This is a genomic window from Chryseobacterium sp. II3a, from assembly GCF_057815135.1.
In genome coordinates this window covers 151873-168603 of sequence record NZ_JBYPZJ010000008.1, presented here as the reverse complement: position 1 = coordinate 168603, position 16731 = coordinate 151873, and the positions used below count along the sequence as shown (strand labels likewise).

18 protein-coding genes are annotated in these 16731 nt (G+C 35.7%); 10 read left to right on the top strand and 8 right to left on the bottom strand.

Translation table 11 applies throughout. The features are described 5' to 3' along the window. Nucleotides 1–11 precede the first annotated feature (11 nt). On the top strand, nucleotides 12–998 hold the full coding sequence (locus tag AC3HD6_RS18250; protein ID WP_488897631.1) for a M28 family peptidase: 987 nt from the start codon (nucleotides 12–14) through the stop codon (nucleotides 996–998). Between the two features lie 40 nt (nucleotides 999–1038). Here AC3HD6_RS18250 and AC3HD6_RS18245 read toward each other — a convergent pair whose 3' ends face one another. Then, entirely contained in the window at nucleotides 1039–1881 is an 843-nt protein-coding gene (locus AC3HD6_RS18245) for a hypothetical protein (RefSeq protein ID WP_488897630.1), read from the bottom strand. A gap of 437 nt (nucleotides 1882–2318) precedes the next feature. Between AC3HD6_RS18245 and AC3HD6_RS18240 the strand changes: the two genes are divergently transcribed. The 6 genes from AC3HD6_RS18240 (at nucleotide 2319) to AC3HD6_RS18215 (ending at nucleotide 9233) form a co-directional block, all read left to right on the top strand. Then, complete coding sequence (locus AC3HD6_RS18240) at nucleotides 2319–3065, top strand: hypothetical protein (protein WP_488897629.1); 747 nt, start codon at nucleotides 2319–2321, stop codon at nucleotides 3063–3065. Nucleotides 3066–3075: 10 nt separating this feature from the next. Then, nucleotides 3076–4467: an RtcB family protein gene (locus AC3HD6_RS18235; protein WP_488897628.1), complete on the top strand. Its 1392-nt coding sequence runs from the start codon at nucleotides 3076–3078 to the stop codon at nucleotides 4465–4467. A 101-nt stretch (nucleotides 4468–4568) separates the two neighbouring features. Further along, nucleotides 4569–5114 carry a hypothetical protein gene (locus tag AC3HD6_RS18230; RefSeq protein ID WP_488897627.1) on the top strand — a complete coding sequence of 182 codons (546 nt, stop codon included), beginning with the start codon at nucleotides 4569–4571 and terminating at the stop codon, nucleotides 5112–5114. A gap of 10 nt (nucleotides 5115–5124) precedes the next feature. Then, complete coding sequence (gene prfH, locus AC3HD6_RS18225; RefSeq protein WP_488897626.1) at nucleotides 5125–5823, top strand: peptide chain release factor H; 699 nt, start codon at nucleotides 5125–5127, stop codon at nucleotides 5821–5823. Next, nucleotides 5810–6316, top strand: coding sequence for a tetratricopeptide repeat protein (locus AC3HD6_RS18220; protein ID WP_488897625.1), 507 nt, complete (start codon nucleotides 5810–5812; stop codon nucleotides 6314–6316). The genes prfH and AC3HD6_RS18220 overlap by 14 nt, the downstream gene beginning before the upstream one ends. 346 nt (nucleotides 6317–6662) lie before the next feature. Then, entirely contained in the window at nucleotides 6663–9233 is a 2571-nt protein-coding gene (locus tag AC3HD6_RS18215; RefSeq protein WP_488897624.1) for a T9SS-dependent M36 family metallopeptidase, read from the top strand. 45 nt (nucleotides 9234–9278) lie between these two features. On the opposite strand, the gene AC3HD6_RS18210 is transcribed toward AC3HD6_RS18215, so the two are convergent. Next, the gene (locus AC3HD6_RS18210; RefSeq protein WP_488897623.1) at nucleotides 9279–9566 is read right to left on the bottom strand and encodes a cytochrome C; all 288 of its coding nucleotides are present in this window, start codon (nucleotides 9564–9566) and stop codon (nucleotides 9279–9281) included. Between the two features lie 22 nt (nucleotides 9567–9588). Then, nucleotides 9589–9882, bottom strand: coding sequence for a c-type cytochrome (locus tag AC3HD6_RS18205; RefSeq protein ID WP_488897622.1), 294 nt, complete (start codon nucleotides 9880–9882; stop codon nucleotides 9589–9591). Nucleotides 9883–10078: 196 nt separating this feature from the next. Here AC3HD6_RS18205 and meaB point away from each other — a divergent pair, with 196 nt between their 5' ends. Further along, nucleotides 10079–11071, top strand: a complete 993-nt coding sequence (gene meaB / locus AC3HD6_RS18200) for a methylmalonyl Co-A mutase-associated GTPase MeaB (protein ID WP_488897621.1) — start codon at nucleotides 10079–10081, stop codon at nucleotides 11069–11071. Here the strand turns inward: meaB and AC3HD6_RS18195 are convergent. Further along, nucleotides 11068–11619, bottom strand: coding sequence for a DUF4251 domain-containing protein (locus AC3HD6_RS18195; RefSeq protein ID WP_068939092.1), 552 nt, complete (start codon nucleotides 11617–11619; stop codon nucleotides 11068–11070). The two genes, meaB and AC3HD6_RS18195, sit on opposite strands and share 4 nt — an antisense overlap. Nucleotides 11620–11725: 106 nt before the next feature. On the opposite strand from AC3HD6_RS18195, the gene AC3HD6_RS18190 reads away from it, so the two are divergent. Both AC3HD6_RS18190 and AC3HD6_RS18185 read left to right on the top strand, forming a co-directional pair. Further along, on the top strand, nucleotides 11726–12532 hold the full coding sequence (locus tag AC3HD6_RS18190) for a M48 family metallopeptidase (RefSeq protein WP_488897620.1): 807 nt from the start codon (nucleotides 11726–11728) through the stop codon (nucleotides 12530–12532). A 210-nt stretch (nucleotides 12533–12742) separates the two neighbouring features. Continuing rightward, entirely contained in the window at nucleotides 12743–13054 is a 312-nt protein-coding gene (locus tag AC3HD6_RS18185; protein WP_068939096.1) for a DUF1049 domain-containing protein, read from the top strand. A gap of 37 nt (nucleotides 13055–13091) precedes the next feature. Here the strand turns inward: AC3HD6_RS18185 and AC3HD6_RS18180 are convergent, their stop codons facing one another. The 4 genes from AC3HD6_RS18180 to AC3HD6_RS18165 all read right to left on the bottom strand — a co-directional run bounded on the left by AC3HD6_RS18180 (nucleotide 13092) and on the right by AC3HD6_RS18165 (nucleotide 16714). Further along, nucleotides 13092–13703, bottom strand: coding sequence for an outer membrane beta-barrel protein (locus tag AC3HD6_RS18180; protein ID WP_488897619.1), 612 nt, complete (start codon nucleotides 13701–13703; stop codon nucleotides 13092–13094). Next, complete coding sequence (locus AC3HD6_RS18175; RefSeq protein ID WP_488897618.1) at nucleotides 13687–14496, bottom strand: ABC transporter ATP-binding protein; 810 nt, start codon at nucleotides 14494–14496, stop codon at nucleotides 13687–13689. Before AC3HD6_RS18175 ends, AC3HD6_RS18180 begins: the two co-directional genes overlap by 17 nt. After that, nucleotides 14496–15248 (bottom strand): MlaE family ABC transporter permease, encoded by a 753-nt coding sequence (locus AC3HD6_RS18170; protein WP_488897617.1) that lies wholly within the window; start codon nucleotides 15246–15248, stop codon nucleotides 14496–14498. Before AC3HD6_RS18170 ends, AC3HD6_RS18175 begins: the two co-directional genes overlap by 1 nt. A gap of 95 nt (nucleotides 15249–15343) precedes the next feature. Continuing rightward, nucleotides 15344–16714: an exopolysaccharide biosynthesis polyprenyl glycosylphosphotransferase gene (locus AC3HD6_RS18165; RefSeq protein WP_488897616.1), complete on the bottom strand. Its 1371-nt coding sequence runs from the start codon at nucleotides 16712–16714 to the stop codon at nucleotides 15344–15346. Between the last annotated feature and the right edge of the window lie 17 nt (nucleotides 16715–16731).

The following is a 16731-nucleotide window of genomic DNA, read 5'->3' as shown; positions in this document are numbered from 1 at the left end:
AAAGCATATCTATGGGTTTAAAAAATAGACTAAAGCCTACAAAGAAAAAGCTGATTTTCTTTGTGGGCTTTCTCTTTATAGCCATTGTATTGTTCGTTTCAGTAGGAAAAAAGGAGCGAACTGTACAAACTTCTCCTGTTCCAGCAGATAGTACACAGATTAAGAAACATTTGGTAGCACTTACCCAGACTCCAAAGTTCCGGAATCATAAAAATGTAGCTCAGCTGAATACTATTGCAGATTATATTCGCCAAACATTCAAAACATATAGTGACAGCACAGGCTTTCAAGAGTATAAAGTAGGTGGGCAAACTTATAAAAATGTAATCTGCTCCTTTGGAACTGAAAATAGCAAAAGAATAATAATTGGTGCCCATTATGATGTCTGTGGAGATCAGCAGGGAGCAGATGATAATGCTACAGGAGTTACGGCACTTTTAGAATTAGCCAGAATGCTCAAAGGGCAAAAGCTCAATTATCGGATAGATCTTGTGGCCTATACATTAGAAGAACCGCCATATTTCAGGACAGAGAATATGGGCAGTTATATTCATGCAAAATATTTAAAAGACAATCATATAGACGTTTATGGAATGGCCAGTGTAGAAATGATTGGTTATTTTAAAGATGAAAAAGGATCTCAGGATTTCCCTATAGACATTCTTTCCTGGATCTATGGAGACAAAGGGGATTTTATTACTCTGGTGAAAAAGTTCAGCGGAGCAGGGCCGTTCGTTGGAAACTTTATAGATCATTTTAAAAACTCAAATCAGATAAAAACAGAAACATTTCCCGCTCCGAAATTTGTAAACGGAGTCGACTTCTCAGATCATCTGAACTATTGGAAATTCGGTTTTTCTGCGCTTATGATTACTGACACTTCCTTCTTTAGAAACAAAAATTATCACAAATCCACAGACACTTTAGAAACATTGGATATCCAACGGATGACAAAAGTTATTGATGCTATTTTTCTAAGCATTATTTACCTCAAGTGAAAAAATAAAGGCTGTTTCAACGTCTGAAACAGCCTTTATTTTATTTTTTCTGAACAATTTTACCATCATCCATAATCTGATAATGAGTTTTAGTTATCCTTTGACTATTTCCATCAATCTTATGATCTGTTGTCACAGTGATTTCTCCTGATTTATTGATTTCATAGCTGCTGAATTCCTCCTTTTTATCATCTTGTCCGGGATCAAACCAAATACCTTCCACATAAGCTTCCCCAACGATGGTGTTATGCATTACGGTAAGCAGATAATATCGGTAATCAAAATCTCCGCAATCCATCGGAACAAGAATCAGTTCAAGATCCTTGTATCGTGCTAAAGGAAAATACCTGAACTTTGGTTCTCCACAGCTATATTGTTCCGAACCTTCCACTGCAAAATCTGTTTCTATAAACTTTACATCTACCTGAGGAAGACTTTCAATTGGTAAGCTATAAAGCCCTGGTTTTAATAAAGATTCCATTGCGGCAGGCTCATTTTTGCTTTTTCTCCATTGCTCAATAGAAATATATTCTCCGGATACGGGTTCTAAAATAGCTAAAGTGTTACATTGAGCACTTGAGGCATGGAAAATATGGTAGGTTTCAAAACGATCCGGTCCATTATACCCTGCAGAAATAGAATAATCCCAGCCATTATTTACTTTCGTACTGTCTACAAGAAAACCGACCCTGCCTTTCCCTTTGGTTTCTGATTCAAGAAACTTCGCCTGATCTTTTATTTCCTCTAAATTCAGAATTTTTTCTATAAAATGAGAAGAAAAGCAGCCTTTCTCCACTATTTTCACCTCTTCTTTTTTTACAGGTTCTTCTTTCTTACATCCTATGAAAAGTAATGGAAGTAAGGCCAATAAAAATCTATGCATACAATTCTTTTTCACAAAAATAAGATTTAAATAATTGAAGATTAAAAAAATAATTCTATATTTGCACCTGAAAATCAAGTTTAACCAATTAAAAACAACGAAGCAATGTTCAGAACAAATCAGAATTCTACAGTTGGATTACCCCTTATGGTGGTAAGGCTTCGCGGTTTGGTACACTCTTAGAATAATAGTACAATACAATATCAAAACCCGAAGTCGTAGAGATTTCGGGTTTTTTTATTGCGCAATATTTCAAACTCACGTTTCCCCGAAATCTTTTTAAGTGTTTTTAAGAGCAATATAGTTAAGATTTTATACCCAAAACTATACCTGTTCATCATTATTAATTCAATCAACTAGTGTTTTAGTTGAATAAGAAATGTATTAAGTGTAAATCCAGAAATTATGGGTCTTGCATTTGATATACTGTGTCTTACATGGAAAATGATAACCTTCTGTCTTATCGGCTAAGAAGCCTGAGAAGCAGAAAAAGAACAATAAAAAAAGATGTAGAAAAACAGATAAGAAAAAAGTATAAACGTAGTAAGGAAGTCTGGCATATAAGAAAAAACATTCCATTGATTCCTCTGCAAAATCCCTATCAGTTAGGATTCGTAAGATTCTTTGTCGTAAGGGATGATGTGATGCGGAGCAGTGATGGAAAATTCTTTGAAGAACTTTTGAAGAAAATCAATACGTACATATATTCCGGAAGCCGCCAGTTTTTAAAAAAGAAAAGAAAATTTGGCAGAAGAATATATGTAGAAAGAGAACAAAAGCTCAATCGCGTTTCTTCATATTCCTGGAGCAGTCCAAAATTCGGGCTTACCTCAAGAGAAAGACAGTATTTCCTGAAGAGGGAAGAATACTGCCCCTTCCGGAAATGCAATGAAACTTACTACGAATTTACGGAACCGTGGAGATTTATCCTGAGGACAAGGCCGCATATGATTACCCATCAAAAACCTATAGATGCGGAACTGGAAAAAGAACAGGCAGAACTGAATGCCTATCTGGAACAGCATAAAGTGGTAGGAATTCTTCAGAAAAAAATTTACGGAAAATCTAATCCATGGAAAATGGAATACGAAACAGATCTTATCGAAAGCAGGAAATATACTACCTGTGCAATGTCTGCAACAGAGATTGCAGAAAGTTTTTTGGACGATGAGTCCTTCATTTAAAACAAAAACAATGGGAAATTTAAAACTAAAAGGAAAAGATATATTAAAACTGGGCTATCCAAATAATCAAAGTGTAAACGTAGCCTTGGAAGTCATGAAGAGAAATTTTGCCACAAAAAATATTCATTATGTAAAATCTCTTCTCAAGGAAATTCTGATGCATCCGGAGCAATTCGAAAAAGATTTAACCTTTGGACAAATTGCAGAAACCTTGCTTTCATCTAAAAAAACAGAAAAAAGGATGTTGAATGCACAGCGTGCTGGCTTTCAGATCTTCGGGAATAATATTTCAGAAGAAGCAAAAAACCAACTGTATACGGCATTGAAACTTCCGGTATCTGTTCAGGGCGCATTGATGCCTGATGCTCATAGCGGCTATGGCCTTCCGATCGGAGGCGTTTTGGCAGTAGAAAATGCAGTAATTCCTTATGGAGTAGGAATGGATATCGGCTGCAGAATGAGCCTTAGTATTTTGGATACCCCCGTTTCATATCTGAATGGAGCAAGGGATAAATATGAAAAAGCCCTTGCCGAACATACAAAATTTGGAATGTATGAGACTCACAAATCTCATGTAGACCATGAAATCTTTGACAGAGATACCTTTGATATGATCCCTATTTTAAGAAGATTGAAAGGAAAAGCGATCAAACAGATGGGATCTTCCGGAGGAGGAAATCACTTTGTGGAATTCGGAGAAGTGGACATCACAGAAGAAGATGAACAAATAGGCCTACCCAAAGGAAAATATCTGGGAATCCTTTCGCACAGCGGTTCTCGGGGATTAGGTGCTGAAATAGCTCAATATTATTCAAGAGTAGCCGTAGAACAATGTCCGCTGCCTAAAGAGGCTCAACAATTTGCCTGGCTGGATCTAAGCACACACCTCGGTTTAGAATATTGGACGGCTATGAACCTTGCAGGAGATTATGCTTCTGCCTGTCATGATGATATCCACAGAAGGCTGGTAAAAGCAGTGGGTGGAAGAGTAAAAGCAAGAATTGAGAACCATCACAATTTCGCATGGAAAGAAATCCATCATGGAAAAGAGGTAATCGTTCACAGAAAAGGAGCTACTCCAGCCAATGAAAATGAATTGGGAATGATTCCGGGCTCTATGACTGCCAAAGGGTTTATCGTCCGTGGAAAAGGGAATCCAGCTTCTCTGAACTCAGCTTCACATGGAGCAGGAAGAGCTCACTCAAGAGGAGAATGCAGAAGTCTTTTTACTCAGAATGACATCAAAAAAGAACTAAAACTTAAAGATGTTACCCTCATGGGCGGAAATACAGAAGAAGCACCAATGGCTTATAAAGATATTCATGAAGTCATGAATGCTCAAAGCGAATTGGTAGACATTCTGGGAACATTCCAGCCAAGAATTGTGAGAATGGATAGATAACTTTAGTGTAAATCAAACCTTATAGACTTCAAAAATCTATAAGGTTTAATACTATGACAGATCAAATAACTGTCAATTATTAACCCTCAACGAAAAAAGAAATGGGAGCACCTCATAATATAAAGAGATATGGAGAAGTCTGGCCTGAATATAGAATCCTGCTAGGCCTCGAAATTTTAAAAAAACTAAAGAATAAAGTGATCATATCAGGTGGCTGGGCATGGCATTTTATGTCTGAAACAGGGCATACAGAATACAAGCATGCCCATGACCACAAGGATATTGATGTCTTTGTAAAGAAAGAAAACGTTGCTGAAGTGGTTATCATTCTTCAGCAAGATGGGTTTCAGAAAGTCTGGACCCGCTATGATCAATTGCCAAGTGAAGAAAACTTTAGGCGCTATGAAAAAACAGTAGAATTAGAAAACGAAAAGTACTATAGAATTACCATCGATTTTTTTGAAAGAAATGATATTGAAACTGTTGAAACCAATGGGTTTACAGTGGTAAAACCCGATGTTTTACTTTCGTTCTACAGAAATATTCATTCCAGCGATAAATGCTGGGCCGTAATCGCGGCAAAGGAATTATTACAAAAGGGAATAGATCCTGTTGGGCATCCCTTATTAAGCAAAATGCCAAAATAACAAAATAACAATGGAAAAATTAATACAGATCACTTCAGGAAGAGGTCCTTTAGAATGCCAATGGGTAGTCTCTAAAGTATTAAAGACCTTTCTGGAAGAAGTAAAAGAAAATAATATAGGCTACGAAATTATTCATCGTGAAAATGGCGATGTAAATATGACCGTGAAGTCCGTAACAGTGCTTTTAAAAGGACAAAATATCAAAGAATTTTTAAAGACATGGCTAGGGAGTGTCTGCTGGGAAGGGAAGAGTACCTTCAGGAAACTGCATAAAAGAAATAAATGGTTCATCGGTATCTTCGAACTGGAAAATCTGGAAACTATTAATTTCAACGAAAGAGAAATAAAATTTCAGACAGCCAGAAGTCAGGGAAGTGGCGGACAGAATGTTAATAAAGTGAATACAGCAGTTCGGGCCATCCATATTCCAACCAATGAATCTGTATTTGTGCAAGATACACGATCGCAGCTGAATAATAAAAAACTATCTGTTATCAGATTAAAAGAAAAGGTAATGGGACTTTATATTCAACAGTTGGAACAGAGAATGAAAGAAACCTGGAATCTTCATCTTCAGGTAGAGCGTGGAAATCCGGTCCGTACCTTTTCCGGAACAGATTTTAAAAATACATATCAGGATAAAGCTTTTAAAAAGCAAAGGAATATCCTTAAACAGGAATTAAAAAACTACAGTAATGACCTTAACTAAGAATAAATACTATTTTGAAGCATTGGACTATTTTCCATACAATCTGGCAGATTGCCTGGATGCTCTGAACTATGCCCTATCCTATGAACCTGAAGATGCAGACAGCCTGTGCCTGATGGGAAGAGTATATTCAGAAGTTTTGAAAGACTATGAAACAGGTAAAAAATATTTTGAAGAAGCCATGCAGAGCAATATAGGGAATGTGAACACACCTAAATACTATATTGAATGCCTTTTGAGTAATGAAGATTATGAGGAAGCAGAGAAGCTTATCAAATATGCTTTAAAAATGAAGGGAGTAGATAAAGCTGAAATTCTGAATTGTGCGTCTCTTTTATTGGAAAGAAAAGGAGAATATAAACAAGCTCTGGAGCAACTTAAAGAAGCGAAAAAATTCAGCTTTTGCAAAAGTACGCTTGAAATTTTGGAAGAGAGAGAAAAGACGGTTCAGAATAAAATGCCTAAAACAAGGACAAGGAAAAAGGCAGAGTAATCATTTGGAGTAATATCAATATATCTAATAATAGATCTACCAAAGAATTACAAAAAGAGGTTTATTGGTGAACATCCAGCAGGGTAATAAAACCCAGACAGAAAAGCTTATTGTAATATAAAATTATTGAAATATATTAAGATGGCATAATAGAAAATCCGGAGAGAAGAAATATTTCTTCGGATTTTTTTTGGGCTAAAAAATGAAATTTTATAGTAGAATATCTGTAAAATCGCAGAAGATTGAATAAAAAAAACTATAATTCAACAATGTTGGAATAAATTTTATAATTTCTTAGGGTTTTCTATTGATAATCTTTATTTTAGAGATACCAAAAAACAAAACCATGAATAAGAATCTTTTTTTATTGCCCATTTCCGTGGCGTTATTTCTAACTTACAACCAAACAAGTGCCCAGAATTCCAAAAAACTGATTGAGGATTATTATCAGAAAAGTGGACAATTAGCCCAAAAGAATAACAGAAATGATCATGTTGGGATTATTATCCTGAACGAAGATGTCTCTAAAAGTTTAGGAGCCAATATCGTGAATATACAGCAGACTTACAATGGGTTTCGTGTTTATAAAGCACTTGGTAAAGTGATTATTAAAGAAGATAAGATTATTTCAGAAAGAAATGATTTTAGCAGAAATCTGGTAGTGGTTCATCAGAAAAAAGTACAGGAAAGATTTTCAGAAGAATCATTGAAAGAAAAATTAGGGTTACAGAATATTTCCAAGGTAAAATACTTACCAGATGTTTATTTTGAAAAAAACAAACAATATGTCCCTGCTAAAGAATTATTTGTCTCAGATAAAAACTCTTCAGATATATGGCATGTGATTGCTGATGCCAGTACAGGTGAAATATTAAGTAAAAATAATAGTACAATTTATTGCCGTTCCGGAGAAGACTTTCAGGAGCATGCAAAGTCTGAAATAAAACAAGGTCCTCATTTTTCTGTGAATAGAAATTCTGAGTATGCTCATCCTGCCCATTTTTTGATTCCTACTAATGCATCATATAATGTTTTCCCTCTTCCTGTTGAGTCGCCTACATTTGGTTCCAGGTCAGTTGTAAATAATCCGTGGGATTTAACCGCGTCTCCAGAAGGATGGCATTCCGATGGAACAAATAATTATACGAATACAAGAGGGAACAACGTGTATGCTTATTCTGATATAGATAATCTGGATATGCCGGGACATTCTCCTGATGGCGGAAGTGCTCTTAATTTTAACTTCACTTTTGATGAGGGCAGATACATAAATCCGCTTACCCATCAGGATGCGGCTATCACCAATTTATTTTATATGAATAATAAGATGCATGATATATTCTATAAATTTGGATTTACAGAACCAGCAAGAAATTTTCAAATAAATAATTTCGGAAAAGGAGGTATAGAAGGTGATGCTCTGAAGGCAGAAGCTTTTGACGGAAGTGCATTAAATAATGCGGCTTTTTATTCAGGGTATGAATTGGAAACAAATGGGGTAAAAGAATTTGACTCACCCATCATGCAAATGTATCTTTGGACCAGAGCACAGACACCTGCAGATCCTATTGTAAGATATAAATATAATTCTCCGGCAATAATGGTTAATCGGCCTATCGTGCTATCATCAGGAGCATCTTTCGGTAATAAATTGGCAACTGGGCAAGCGGTAACAGGAGACTTAGCGCTTCCTACACCTATTGATGCTTGTGCAAATGTTGCAGCAGGAAGCTTAACAGGAAAAATAGCAGTGGTACAAGCCAGTACAGCATGTCCAAACTTAATTAAGTTGAAAAACGTACAAGATGCAGGGGCTATCGGAGCTATTTATTATCACCTTACATCTGATACCCCTCCTACTATGGGAGGTGGAAATAACCAAGAATTAACAATTCCGGCGATTATAGTTGGTAAAACAGAAGGAGATTTCCTTGTTAATGAGCTTACAGTAGGAACAGTAATTAATACAACATTGAAATATGATTTCAACGGCTTTAAACATTCAGGATGGGATAATGGAATCGTTGCACACGAATATGGACATGGGATCTCTAATAGGTTAACAGCAGACGGCTATGACTGTCTTTATTATCCTGAGCAGATGGGAGAGGGATGGTCTGATTTTTTTGCTTTAATGCTTACAACCAGACCAGGAGATACTTCTTCTTTGGCAAGAAGTATGGGAACATATACTATGAATCAATTACCAACAGATCTAGGAATCAGGCCGGCTAAATATTCTCCCGATTTTGGAATCAATAATTACACCTATGGAAGTACTAATTCGGCTATAGGTGCACATGCTGTAGGTTTTATCTGGGCTACCATGTTGTGGGACCTTGCCTGGAAATATATTGAGAAGTATGGATATAATAGTGATGTACTGGCCAGCACAACATCAGGGAATGCAAAAGTGTTACAAATTGTGATGGACGGACTGAAGCTGCAAACCTGTAATCCTACATTTATAGATGGTAGAAATGCAATCTTACAGGCTGATGCTATTGGAAACGTAAGTGCTGATAAATGTTTGATATGGAAAGCATTTGCTAAAAGAGGGCTGGGGGTAAACGCGAGTTATGGAAATATATTTAGCATGAAGGATCAGGTAGAGGATTTTACAATTCCGGCTGAATGTAATGCTACATTGGCTACTGGTGAAGCTAAAGTAATAAACAATAAATTTATAGTTTTCCCTAATCCTACTTATGATGAATTTTTTGTAGGCAATATTGATCAATCTTCGAAGGAAGTTAAGATCAAAGTATTTGATATGGCTGGGAAACTGATATTCTCAGATTCCAGAGACTCAGGATCTAAAAAAGCAATTTCTACTAAAGACTTACAGAAAGGGGTTTATATGGTGAACATCCAGCAGGGAAATAAAACCCAGACAGAAAAATTGATAGTTAAATAGGGGATGTTTTCTATAATAATAAAAAATAAGCTTTCAAGTGAAAGCTTATTTTTTATTTACAGAGATCAGATAATCATAGACCATTTGATGTTGGTCATCACTAAGCTTGGCTTTAGGAGCCATTCTACTTAACGTATTAATCCAGCCCTGATTATCATGTTTGGTAGGTTCTGGCAGTTTATGGCATTTCGAGCAGGAATTTTCAAAAATAGTTTTCCCTTGGGCCAGCTGTTCAGATGAGGTATATTTAGGACCCGTTACTGCCGTACTTTTAGGTCCACAGGATATCAGAAATACTGATGCTGCAATACCGCTTAAGATTAACTTTTTCATACCTTTTTATTTTGTTTGATGATTACTTTTTCACAGAAACGATATAGTCATATACCCATTTATGCTGCTCATCCGTTAGTTTAGCTTTAGGAGCCATTGCGTTCATAATTCCTACCCATTGTATAGAATTGTGTGAAGTAGGATCCGGCAGTTTATGGCACTTTCCACACGAATTTTCAAAGATCGTTTTTCCCTGGGCAATCTCTTCAGCCGTAGAAGTTGAAGTACCTGCTGTAGTGGCAGACGTAGATGCTTTAGGAGTACAGGAAACTAAAAGAATAGCAGTGAATGATGCCGCAGCAATGAGTTTTTTCATGTTTCTTATTTTGATATATAACAAATGTAATAAATTCCGAAACCCTTTGATACAGTGTGTTGTAGTTTTAATTTAGAAGAAATAAAATTTGAATTATTGTGAATACTATAATATAAAATCAACTACTCAGCGTTTTTTATTTGTCTTTAATGATGAACTATTGACCGTTAGCTTTTTAATTATTAATTTTGAATCAATGAAATTTTCTACAGAAGAACTTATTGAGGGAATACAGTCAGGCAACAAGCGTCTGATTGGAAAGGCTATTACTTTAGTTGAAAGTAAAAAAGCTGAGCATAGAGTACAGGCGGAAGATCTTCTGAAAAAAATTATGCCTTTAACAGGGAAATCTATTAGAGTAGGAGTAACTGGAGTACCCGGTGCAGGGAAATCTACTTTTATTGAAAGTTTCGGTAGATTAGCTATTGCTCAAGGCAAAAAAGTGGCTGTCCTTGCTATTGACCCCAGTTCATCAATCAATAAAGGGAGTATTTTGGGAGATAAAACCCGTATGGAAGAACTCGCAAAAGAAGAAAATGCATTTATACGCCCTTCCCCAAGCTCAGGATTTTTGGGTGGAGTAGCCAATACCACCTTTGAGACAATGATGATCTGTGAAGCTGCTGGGTATGATTATATTTTAATTGAAACCGTTGGAGTAGGGCAGTCTGAAGTTTTAGTCGCTGATATTACCGATGTTTTTTTATTCCTTAAAATCATTGGTGGTGGCGATGAGCTCCAGGGAATAAAACGTGGAATCATGGAAATGGTAGACGTTATTTTCATCAATAAAGTAGATCATGATAACCTTCAAAAAGCAAAAAATACCAGACTTGAATTAAAAAGAGCCCTGGATTTTATTCCACCAAAAGAAAAAGAATGGAAGATCCCTGTGCTATTAGGCTCTGCTTTGCACAATGAAGGACTGCAGGAAATATATGATAAAATCTCTGAGTTTATTGATTTGAAAAAGAAAACCGGACGTTTTGAAGAAATCCGTATCCAACAAGCCGAGAAACGGTTCGAATATTGGGTTCAGGAATATATTCTGTCTCTTCTGAAAAAGAGTAATGGAGTAGAGGAAGCCTATCAAATGCACAAAAAAAATGCTTCAGAGATGGTTTCAAATCCAAGCACTGAAGCCAAATTATTTGTTGAAAAATTTTTATCGGGTGAAAATAGAGATTAAGGTTTTTCCTTTTCTTGTTTTACTTCACTTTTAGAAACATAACCGTCATACGTGATCGGTTGTCTGTCATTACTTTTTATTGAAACGAATGCTTTTCCGTTTTTAAAGATCTCAATATTAATCTCTTCAGCAGTGCTTACATCTTTAGGCTGAATTTTCACAGTCCAGGTTCCCTTTTTATTCTGAGATTTGTTAATGGTAAAATCTTTTGAAGTAAATCTGTAGCCATTTTTATCAGTATTTCCAAACGAAGGATTGAATAATCTTCCAAAATAGGGAAGTACTACATCCACACTATTTTTACTTACATCAATAGTATAATCTCCCGTGTTCAGATTCAGCATTCTGGTTGAAGTAGAATTGGGCATAGAGTTCATTACATTGATGACATCATAATTGGTAGGGTTAGCTTTCTGTGCGTAGAAAGTAAATTCCTGGGAATCTACTAACGCATTTACTATTGTTGGATCTGATGAACCTTGTGATGCACAGCTCTGAAAGCTAAATAAAAATCCAAAGATCGTCAGAATATAAATATACTTTTTCATGATAGAGATAATTATTCAATTTAAACAGCAAAATGTATGCAAAAATTCGATATCAAAAATATTTTGGAATAAAAATTGTTAAGGTTGAATTATTAACACTCAAACTATGAAAGTTACACATCTATTAGGAATGGGAGCATTCGCTCTGTTGGTTGCTGCCTGTACTACAAATCCAATTACAGGAAGATCATCTTTACAGCTGGCCAATAATTCAGAAATTTTAACAATGTCGGCACAGGAATATAAAACGACATTGTCTAAAGGTAAACTTATTACCGGAACAGCAGATGCAAAGAGAGTGGTAAATGTAGGAAACAGAATTAAAAATGCAGCAGAGAGATATTATCAGAGTATAGGAAGATCTGCAGATCTAGCCAATTATAGCTGGGAGTTTGCTCTTTTGCAAAGCAATGAATTGAATGCATGGTGTATGCCAGGAGGTAAAGTAGCTGTTTATACAGGGATATTACCAGTTACTAAGGATGATAATGGACTTGCCGTAGTAATGGGACATGAAGTTTCTCACGCATTGGCTGGTCATGGAAATGAAAGAATTTCTCAGGCTATGATGGCTCAGTATGGTGGAGCTATCCTTGGTGGAGCTATTTCTAATGCACAATGGGCAAGTGTTTTCCAGAAAGTATATCCTATTGGATCACAAGTTGCATTATTAAAGTATGGTAGAGGCCAGGAATCGGAAGCTGATGAAATGGGACTTTATCTGATGTCTATGGCAGGATATGATCCAAGAGCTGCTATCCCTTTCTGGAACAGAATGGAAGCTTCTTCTTCAGGAGCAAGACAACCGGAATTCTTATCTACTCACCCGAGCCCGGATACAAGAATTTCTGATATCAATAAAGACTTACCAAAAGCTTTAGAGTATTACAAAGCGGCGGGAGGAAAACTATAATCTAATAGCTTATTATAAAAAAGACGGACTGATTTTTAAAATGAGTCCGTTTTTATTTGATAATATTTCTCTTTTTCACATAATTTGGAATAATAATGGTTGTATCTATTATTGAAAGCACCATTAAAATATGATTCCTGTATAAAGGCTTATTAATTTTTTAGTAAATTTGGTTTAGCTTTTATAACATAATTACTTAAACACAATATTATGAAGAGTTTATCAATTACCGGTCTTATCCTCTTAGCGGTTTCTGCTTTATTATTTTATCTTACCACTGACTTTGCTGTAGAGCAGATTAAAATTTCTCACATCATGGGTATCATGGCTGGAGTAGGAATTGGGCTTATCATTGGCGGAATGGTAGGATATCTGAGTAAAGGAAGTGCTATAAAGGCTGAACAAAAGAAAAAAGAATTCAAGCAGCTTCAGAAAGAAAAAGAAGAATTGGAAAAACAGGCGGCAGATATTGCAAAACGCCAGGCTGAGCTTGAAGAGCAAAATAAAAATCCTCAAATATAAAATTTGAGGATTTAAAGTTGTTATTTTCGATTGTTGATTAAAATTTATATCCCAAACCAACCATAAAAAGGTTAGGTCTGTTATCATATCTGATTTCCGAACCGGAAACTCTATTGATGAAGTTTCTTTCATCTTTACTGAAAGCTCCTTCATATCTTGCATTTACAATAAGTTTCTTAATTTCAAGCTGAGCTCCGAACTGATAACCTACGGTAAAGTTATTTTTTGCATTTTCTTTAAAATCGTTATAAGTATTGTCTTTGCTTAGATTAAAGCTTCCTACCGGCCCTACAAAAACACCTAACATATTTCCTAAAAGATTATATCCTAAAAGAACCGGAACATCAATACGGTTGCTTTTTACATCAAAGGTGGTGTTCTCTGTAGTAAACTCATTCTTAAAGTGAGTATAATATACCTCGGGCATTAAGAATAATGAAGTAGGTAATCCTACTTTCATGGAAAGTCCTACATTGAAACCTACATTGTTTTTTCCTGTTCCTTCAATAGCATCATTCACGGTTCCTTTAATGTTGGACCATGATGGTGAGCCTGTAGGGAATATTATATTGGCCTTACCTGCCAGTGAGATCTGTGCAGAAGCCCACATTGAAAACCCTATTAACGCTATACTAAATACCTTTTTCATTATCGTCTAATTTTGTATTCTCAATTGTTTTATTATTCTCAAGTAAATATTCTCTGAGCTCTTTAAATAGTTCTGAAGAATAAACGAAGTCTATCAGGTTTTTATTGCCTGCAGTAATCAGGATGTCTTTATTCCCTTCCCATTCCTTGATACCAAGTCTTAGGTATACAATTTTCTCGCCAATCGTCATTACAGAATTCATATCATGGGTATTGATAATCGTCGTCGTATTATATTCTTTGGTAATTTCATAAAGAAGATCATCAATGACTTTTGAAGTATAGGGATCCAGTCCTGAGTTAGGCTCATCGCAGAATAAATACTTTGGATTGTTTACAATAGCTCTTGCTATGGCCACCCTTTTCTGCATTCCCCCTGAAATTTCAGAAGGATATTTTCTTTCTGCTTTATCAAGATGTACTCTTCCTATTACTTCGAATACTCTTTTCTTTTTCTCTCTGTAAGTAAGGTTGGTAAACATGTCAAGAGGGAACATAATATTTTCCTCCACAGTTAAAGAGTCAAAAAGGGCACTCCCCTGGAATACCGTTCCGATTTCTGAACGAAGATGCTGCTTTTCATCACGGTTCATCGTGTTAATATCTTTACCATCAAACAGAATTTCTCCTGATGAAGGATCATATACATTTAGTAAACTTTTAAGAAAAACTGTTTTTCCTGAACCACTCTGCCCAATAATAAGATTTACCTTACCTTTATCAAATGTGGTTGAAATTCCCTTAAGTACTTCAACATCACCAAAACTTTTCTTAAGATCTTTTACCTCAATCATTAGCTTAATATTAATTGGGTTAGAATTAATTCGGAAATGATAATAAATACCATTGTCCAAACCACCGCCTGGGTACTTGCTCTACCTACTTCAAGAGATCCTCCTTTTACAAAATATCCGAAATAAGAAGGAACTGTAGCGATGATGAAGGCAAAAACAGCTGTTTTTGTAAATGCATAATAGACAAATAAATTAGGCATGTACATTTGAATCCCAGTGATATAATCGTTTTCTGTCCAGTTTCCTGTTAAGATACCAGCAATATAACCTCCGGCAATACCAAAGACAATACTGATAGCAATCAAAAGAGGATTAAAAATCATACAGGCAATGATTTTTGGGAATACCAGAAAGTTGGGTGAATTAACTCCCATGATATCCAAAGCATCAATTTGTTCAGATACTCTCATTGTTCCAATACTGGAAGCAATATAAGATCCTACTTTACCCGCTAAAATTAAACTGATGATGGTAGGCGCGAACTCTAATACAAGTACTGCTTTTGTTGCATATCCTACAAATGAAGGAGGGATTGGAAACGAAGAAGCATCAAAGTTGTTGAACATCTGAATAGCCACTACCGCCCCCACGAAGATCGAAGTGAAGACTACAAGTCCGAAAGAATTTACTCCCAAATCATTAATTTCCCTCATGAGCAGCTTCCAAAAAACCCTCATTTTCTGGGGCTTCTGCAGGGATTTTCCCAAAAGAATAATATATTCCCCTACTGCTGTGAAAAACTTTTTTAACATACCGCTAAATTAGACTTTTTTATTGAATTAGGCTAAGGTTGAAGTGAAGACTGATGTCCAGATAATGTTAAAATTATCCTAACCCTAGCATAGCTTTATTTTGCATTTTTATCTCCGCCTATTACCAGTAAAACGGTTTTTAATATAATCACCAGATCCAGAACAAAACTCCAGTTCCTTACATAGAAAGCATCAGCAAGTACTCTTTTCTTCATTTCTACCTCCACATCTCCAAAGTCACCACGCAATCCGCTTACCTGTGCAAGCCCTGTAATTCCAGGACTTACCATACTCCTTAAGCTATATCTTCCGATTTTTGGTTTGTAGTAATTATCAACGGCCAACATATGAGGACGAGGTCCTACCACAGACATTTGGCCTCTTAGAACATTGATGAATTGCGGAAGCTCATCAAGGCTGGTTTTTCTTAAAAATTTACCGACCTTGGTGATCCTTGTATCATTTTCTTTGGTAGTACTGGTTGTAGATTCGTCATTCACCACCATGGTTCTGAATTTGATACAGTTGAATACTTCTTCGTGGAATCCATATCTTTTTTGTAAGAAAAAAATAGGTCCTTTAGAGCTTACCCTGATTAAAACAGCAATGACCGGGAATAGCCAGGTACAAATAAAAACCAGCACAAATATGGAAAAGAAAATATCAAATGTTCTTTTCATCAGGAAGTTGGAATAATAATCCAGTGGATATCTTGCCTGATTAAGAACGGGCTGAGTTTGGATATAGGCTAAATCGTACAGGAAGAAATCACTATGGGTGATACTTGGAACTAATGAGATATGAACTTTATTTTCCTCTGCCAGCTTGAATATTTCAGATTCAGTACTTTCACTATAAGAATTTTCTGAAGATAAAAACAGGGTATGGATTCCGTTTTTCTTCCAGAAACTGACCAGTTCGGCTGTATTGGCATCTGCGTTTTCATGTTCAAATATTCTATAGCCATAATCTTTACGTTCCTTAAAAATATTTTTCAGGATTTCTGTAGAATCACCATTTCCTAAAAACATGATATTTCGATAATTAGCACCTAAAGAGCGTAGATACTTAATAGAAAAATAGATGAATGATTTTGCTAAAAAGATAAATATAAACAGATAAAGAGACAGCCAATAAATGTCTGAATTAAAGAATACATTATTACTGACCTTTCCAATAAGCAAAACTCCTAGTATAAAGGATATGAAGTGAATCAATAGCCTTTCCAGAAAGAGTGTATATGTAAGGTTCCTTGGAATATTATATATTTTTGTTCTACCGCTGAGAAGCACCCAGAACAAAAACACTAAAACCAGAGAAAAAGCATTCTGATACCAGGTTTCCCTATGATATTTCAGATTTTCGTTTCTGCTTATAAAAAAGAATATGAAGATAGATGCAATAACCATGAGGTCAAGCAAAATAATGATTGATTTCAGGTATCTAGAGTATCGAATTCTCTGCATCTATCGGTTATTATTAC

Coding starts and splice junctions, on each gene's coding strand:
- AC3HD6_RS18250 (WP_488897631.1), top strand. CDS start 12: ATGGGTTTAAAAAATAGACTAAAGCCTACAAAGAAAAAGCTGATTTTC.
- AC3HD6_RS18245 (WP_488897630.1), bottom strand. CDS start 1,881: ATGCATAGATTTTTATTGGCCTTACTTCCATTACTTTTCATAGGATGT.
- AC3HD6_RS18240 (WP_488897629.1), top strand. CDS start 2,319: ATGGAAAATGATAACCTTCTGTCTTATCGGCTAAGAAGCCTGAGAAGC.
- AC3HD6_RS18235 (WP_488897628.1), top strand. CDS start 3,076: ATGGGAAATTTAAAACTAAAAGGAAAAGATATATTAAAACTGGGCTAT.
- AC3HD6_RS18230 (WP_488897627.1), top strand. CDS start 4,569: ATGGGAGCACCTCATAATATAAAGAGATATGGAGAAGTCTGGCCTGAA.
- prfH (WP_488897626.1), top strand. CDS start 5,125: ATGGAAAAATTAATACAGATCACTTCAGGAAGAGGTCCTTTAGAATGC.
- AC3HD6_RS18220 (WP_488897625.1), top strand. CDS start 5,810: ATGACCTTAACTAAGAATAAATACTATTTTGAAGCATTGGACTATTTT.
- AC3HD6_RS18215 (WP_488897624.1), top strand. CDS start 6,663: ATGAATAAGAATCTTTTTTTATTGCCCATTTCCGTGGCGTTATTTCTA.
- AC3HD6_RS18210 (WP_488897623.1), bottom strand. CDS start 9,566: ATGAAAAAGTTAATCTTAAGCGGTATTGCAGCATCAGTATTTCTGATA.
- AC3HD6_RS18205 (WP_488897622.1), bottom strand. CDS start 9,882: ATGAAAAAACTCATTGCTGCGGCATCATTCACTGCTATTCTTTTAGTT.
- meaB (WP_488897621.1), top strand. CDS start 10,079: ATGAAATTTTCTACAGAAGAACTTATTGAGGGAATACAGTCAGGCAAC.
- AC3HD6_RS18195 (WP_068939092.1), bottom strand. CDS start 11,619: ATGAAAAAGTATATTTATATTCTGACGATCTTTGGATTTTTATTTAGC.
- AC3HD6_RS18190 (WP_488897620.1), top strand. CDS start 11,726: ATGAAAGTTACACATCTATTAGGAATGGGAGCATTCGCTCTGTTGGTT.
- AC3HD6_RS18185 (WP_068939096.1), top strand. CDS start 12,743: ATGAAGAGTTTATCAATTACCGGTCTTATCCTCTTAGCGGTTTCTGCT.
- AC3HD6_RS18180 (WP_488897619.1), bottom strand. CDS start 13,703: ATGAAAAAGGTATTTAGTATAGCGTTAATAGGGTTTTCAATGTGGGCT.
- AC3HD6_RS18175 (WP_488897618.1), bottom strand. CDS start 14,496: ATGATTGAGGTAAAAGATCTTAAGAAAAGTTTTGGTGATGTTGAAGTA.
- AC3HD6_RS18170 (WP_488897617.1), bottom strand. CDS start 15,248: ATGTTAAAAAAGTTTTTCACAGCAGTAGGGGAATATATTATTCTTTTG.
- AC3HD6_RS18165 (WP_488897616.1), bottom strand. CDS start 16,714: ATGCAGAGAATTCGATACTCTAGATACCTGAAATCAATCATTATTTTG.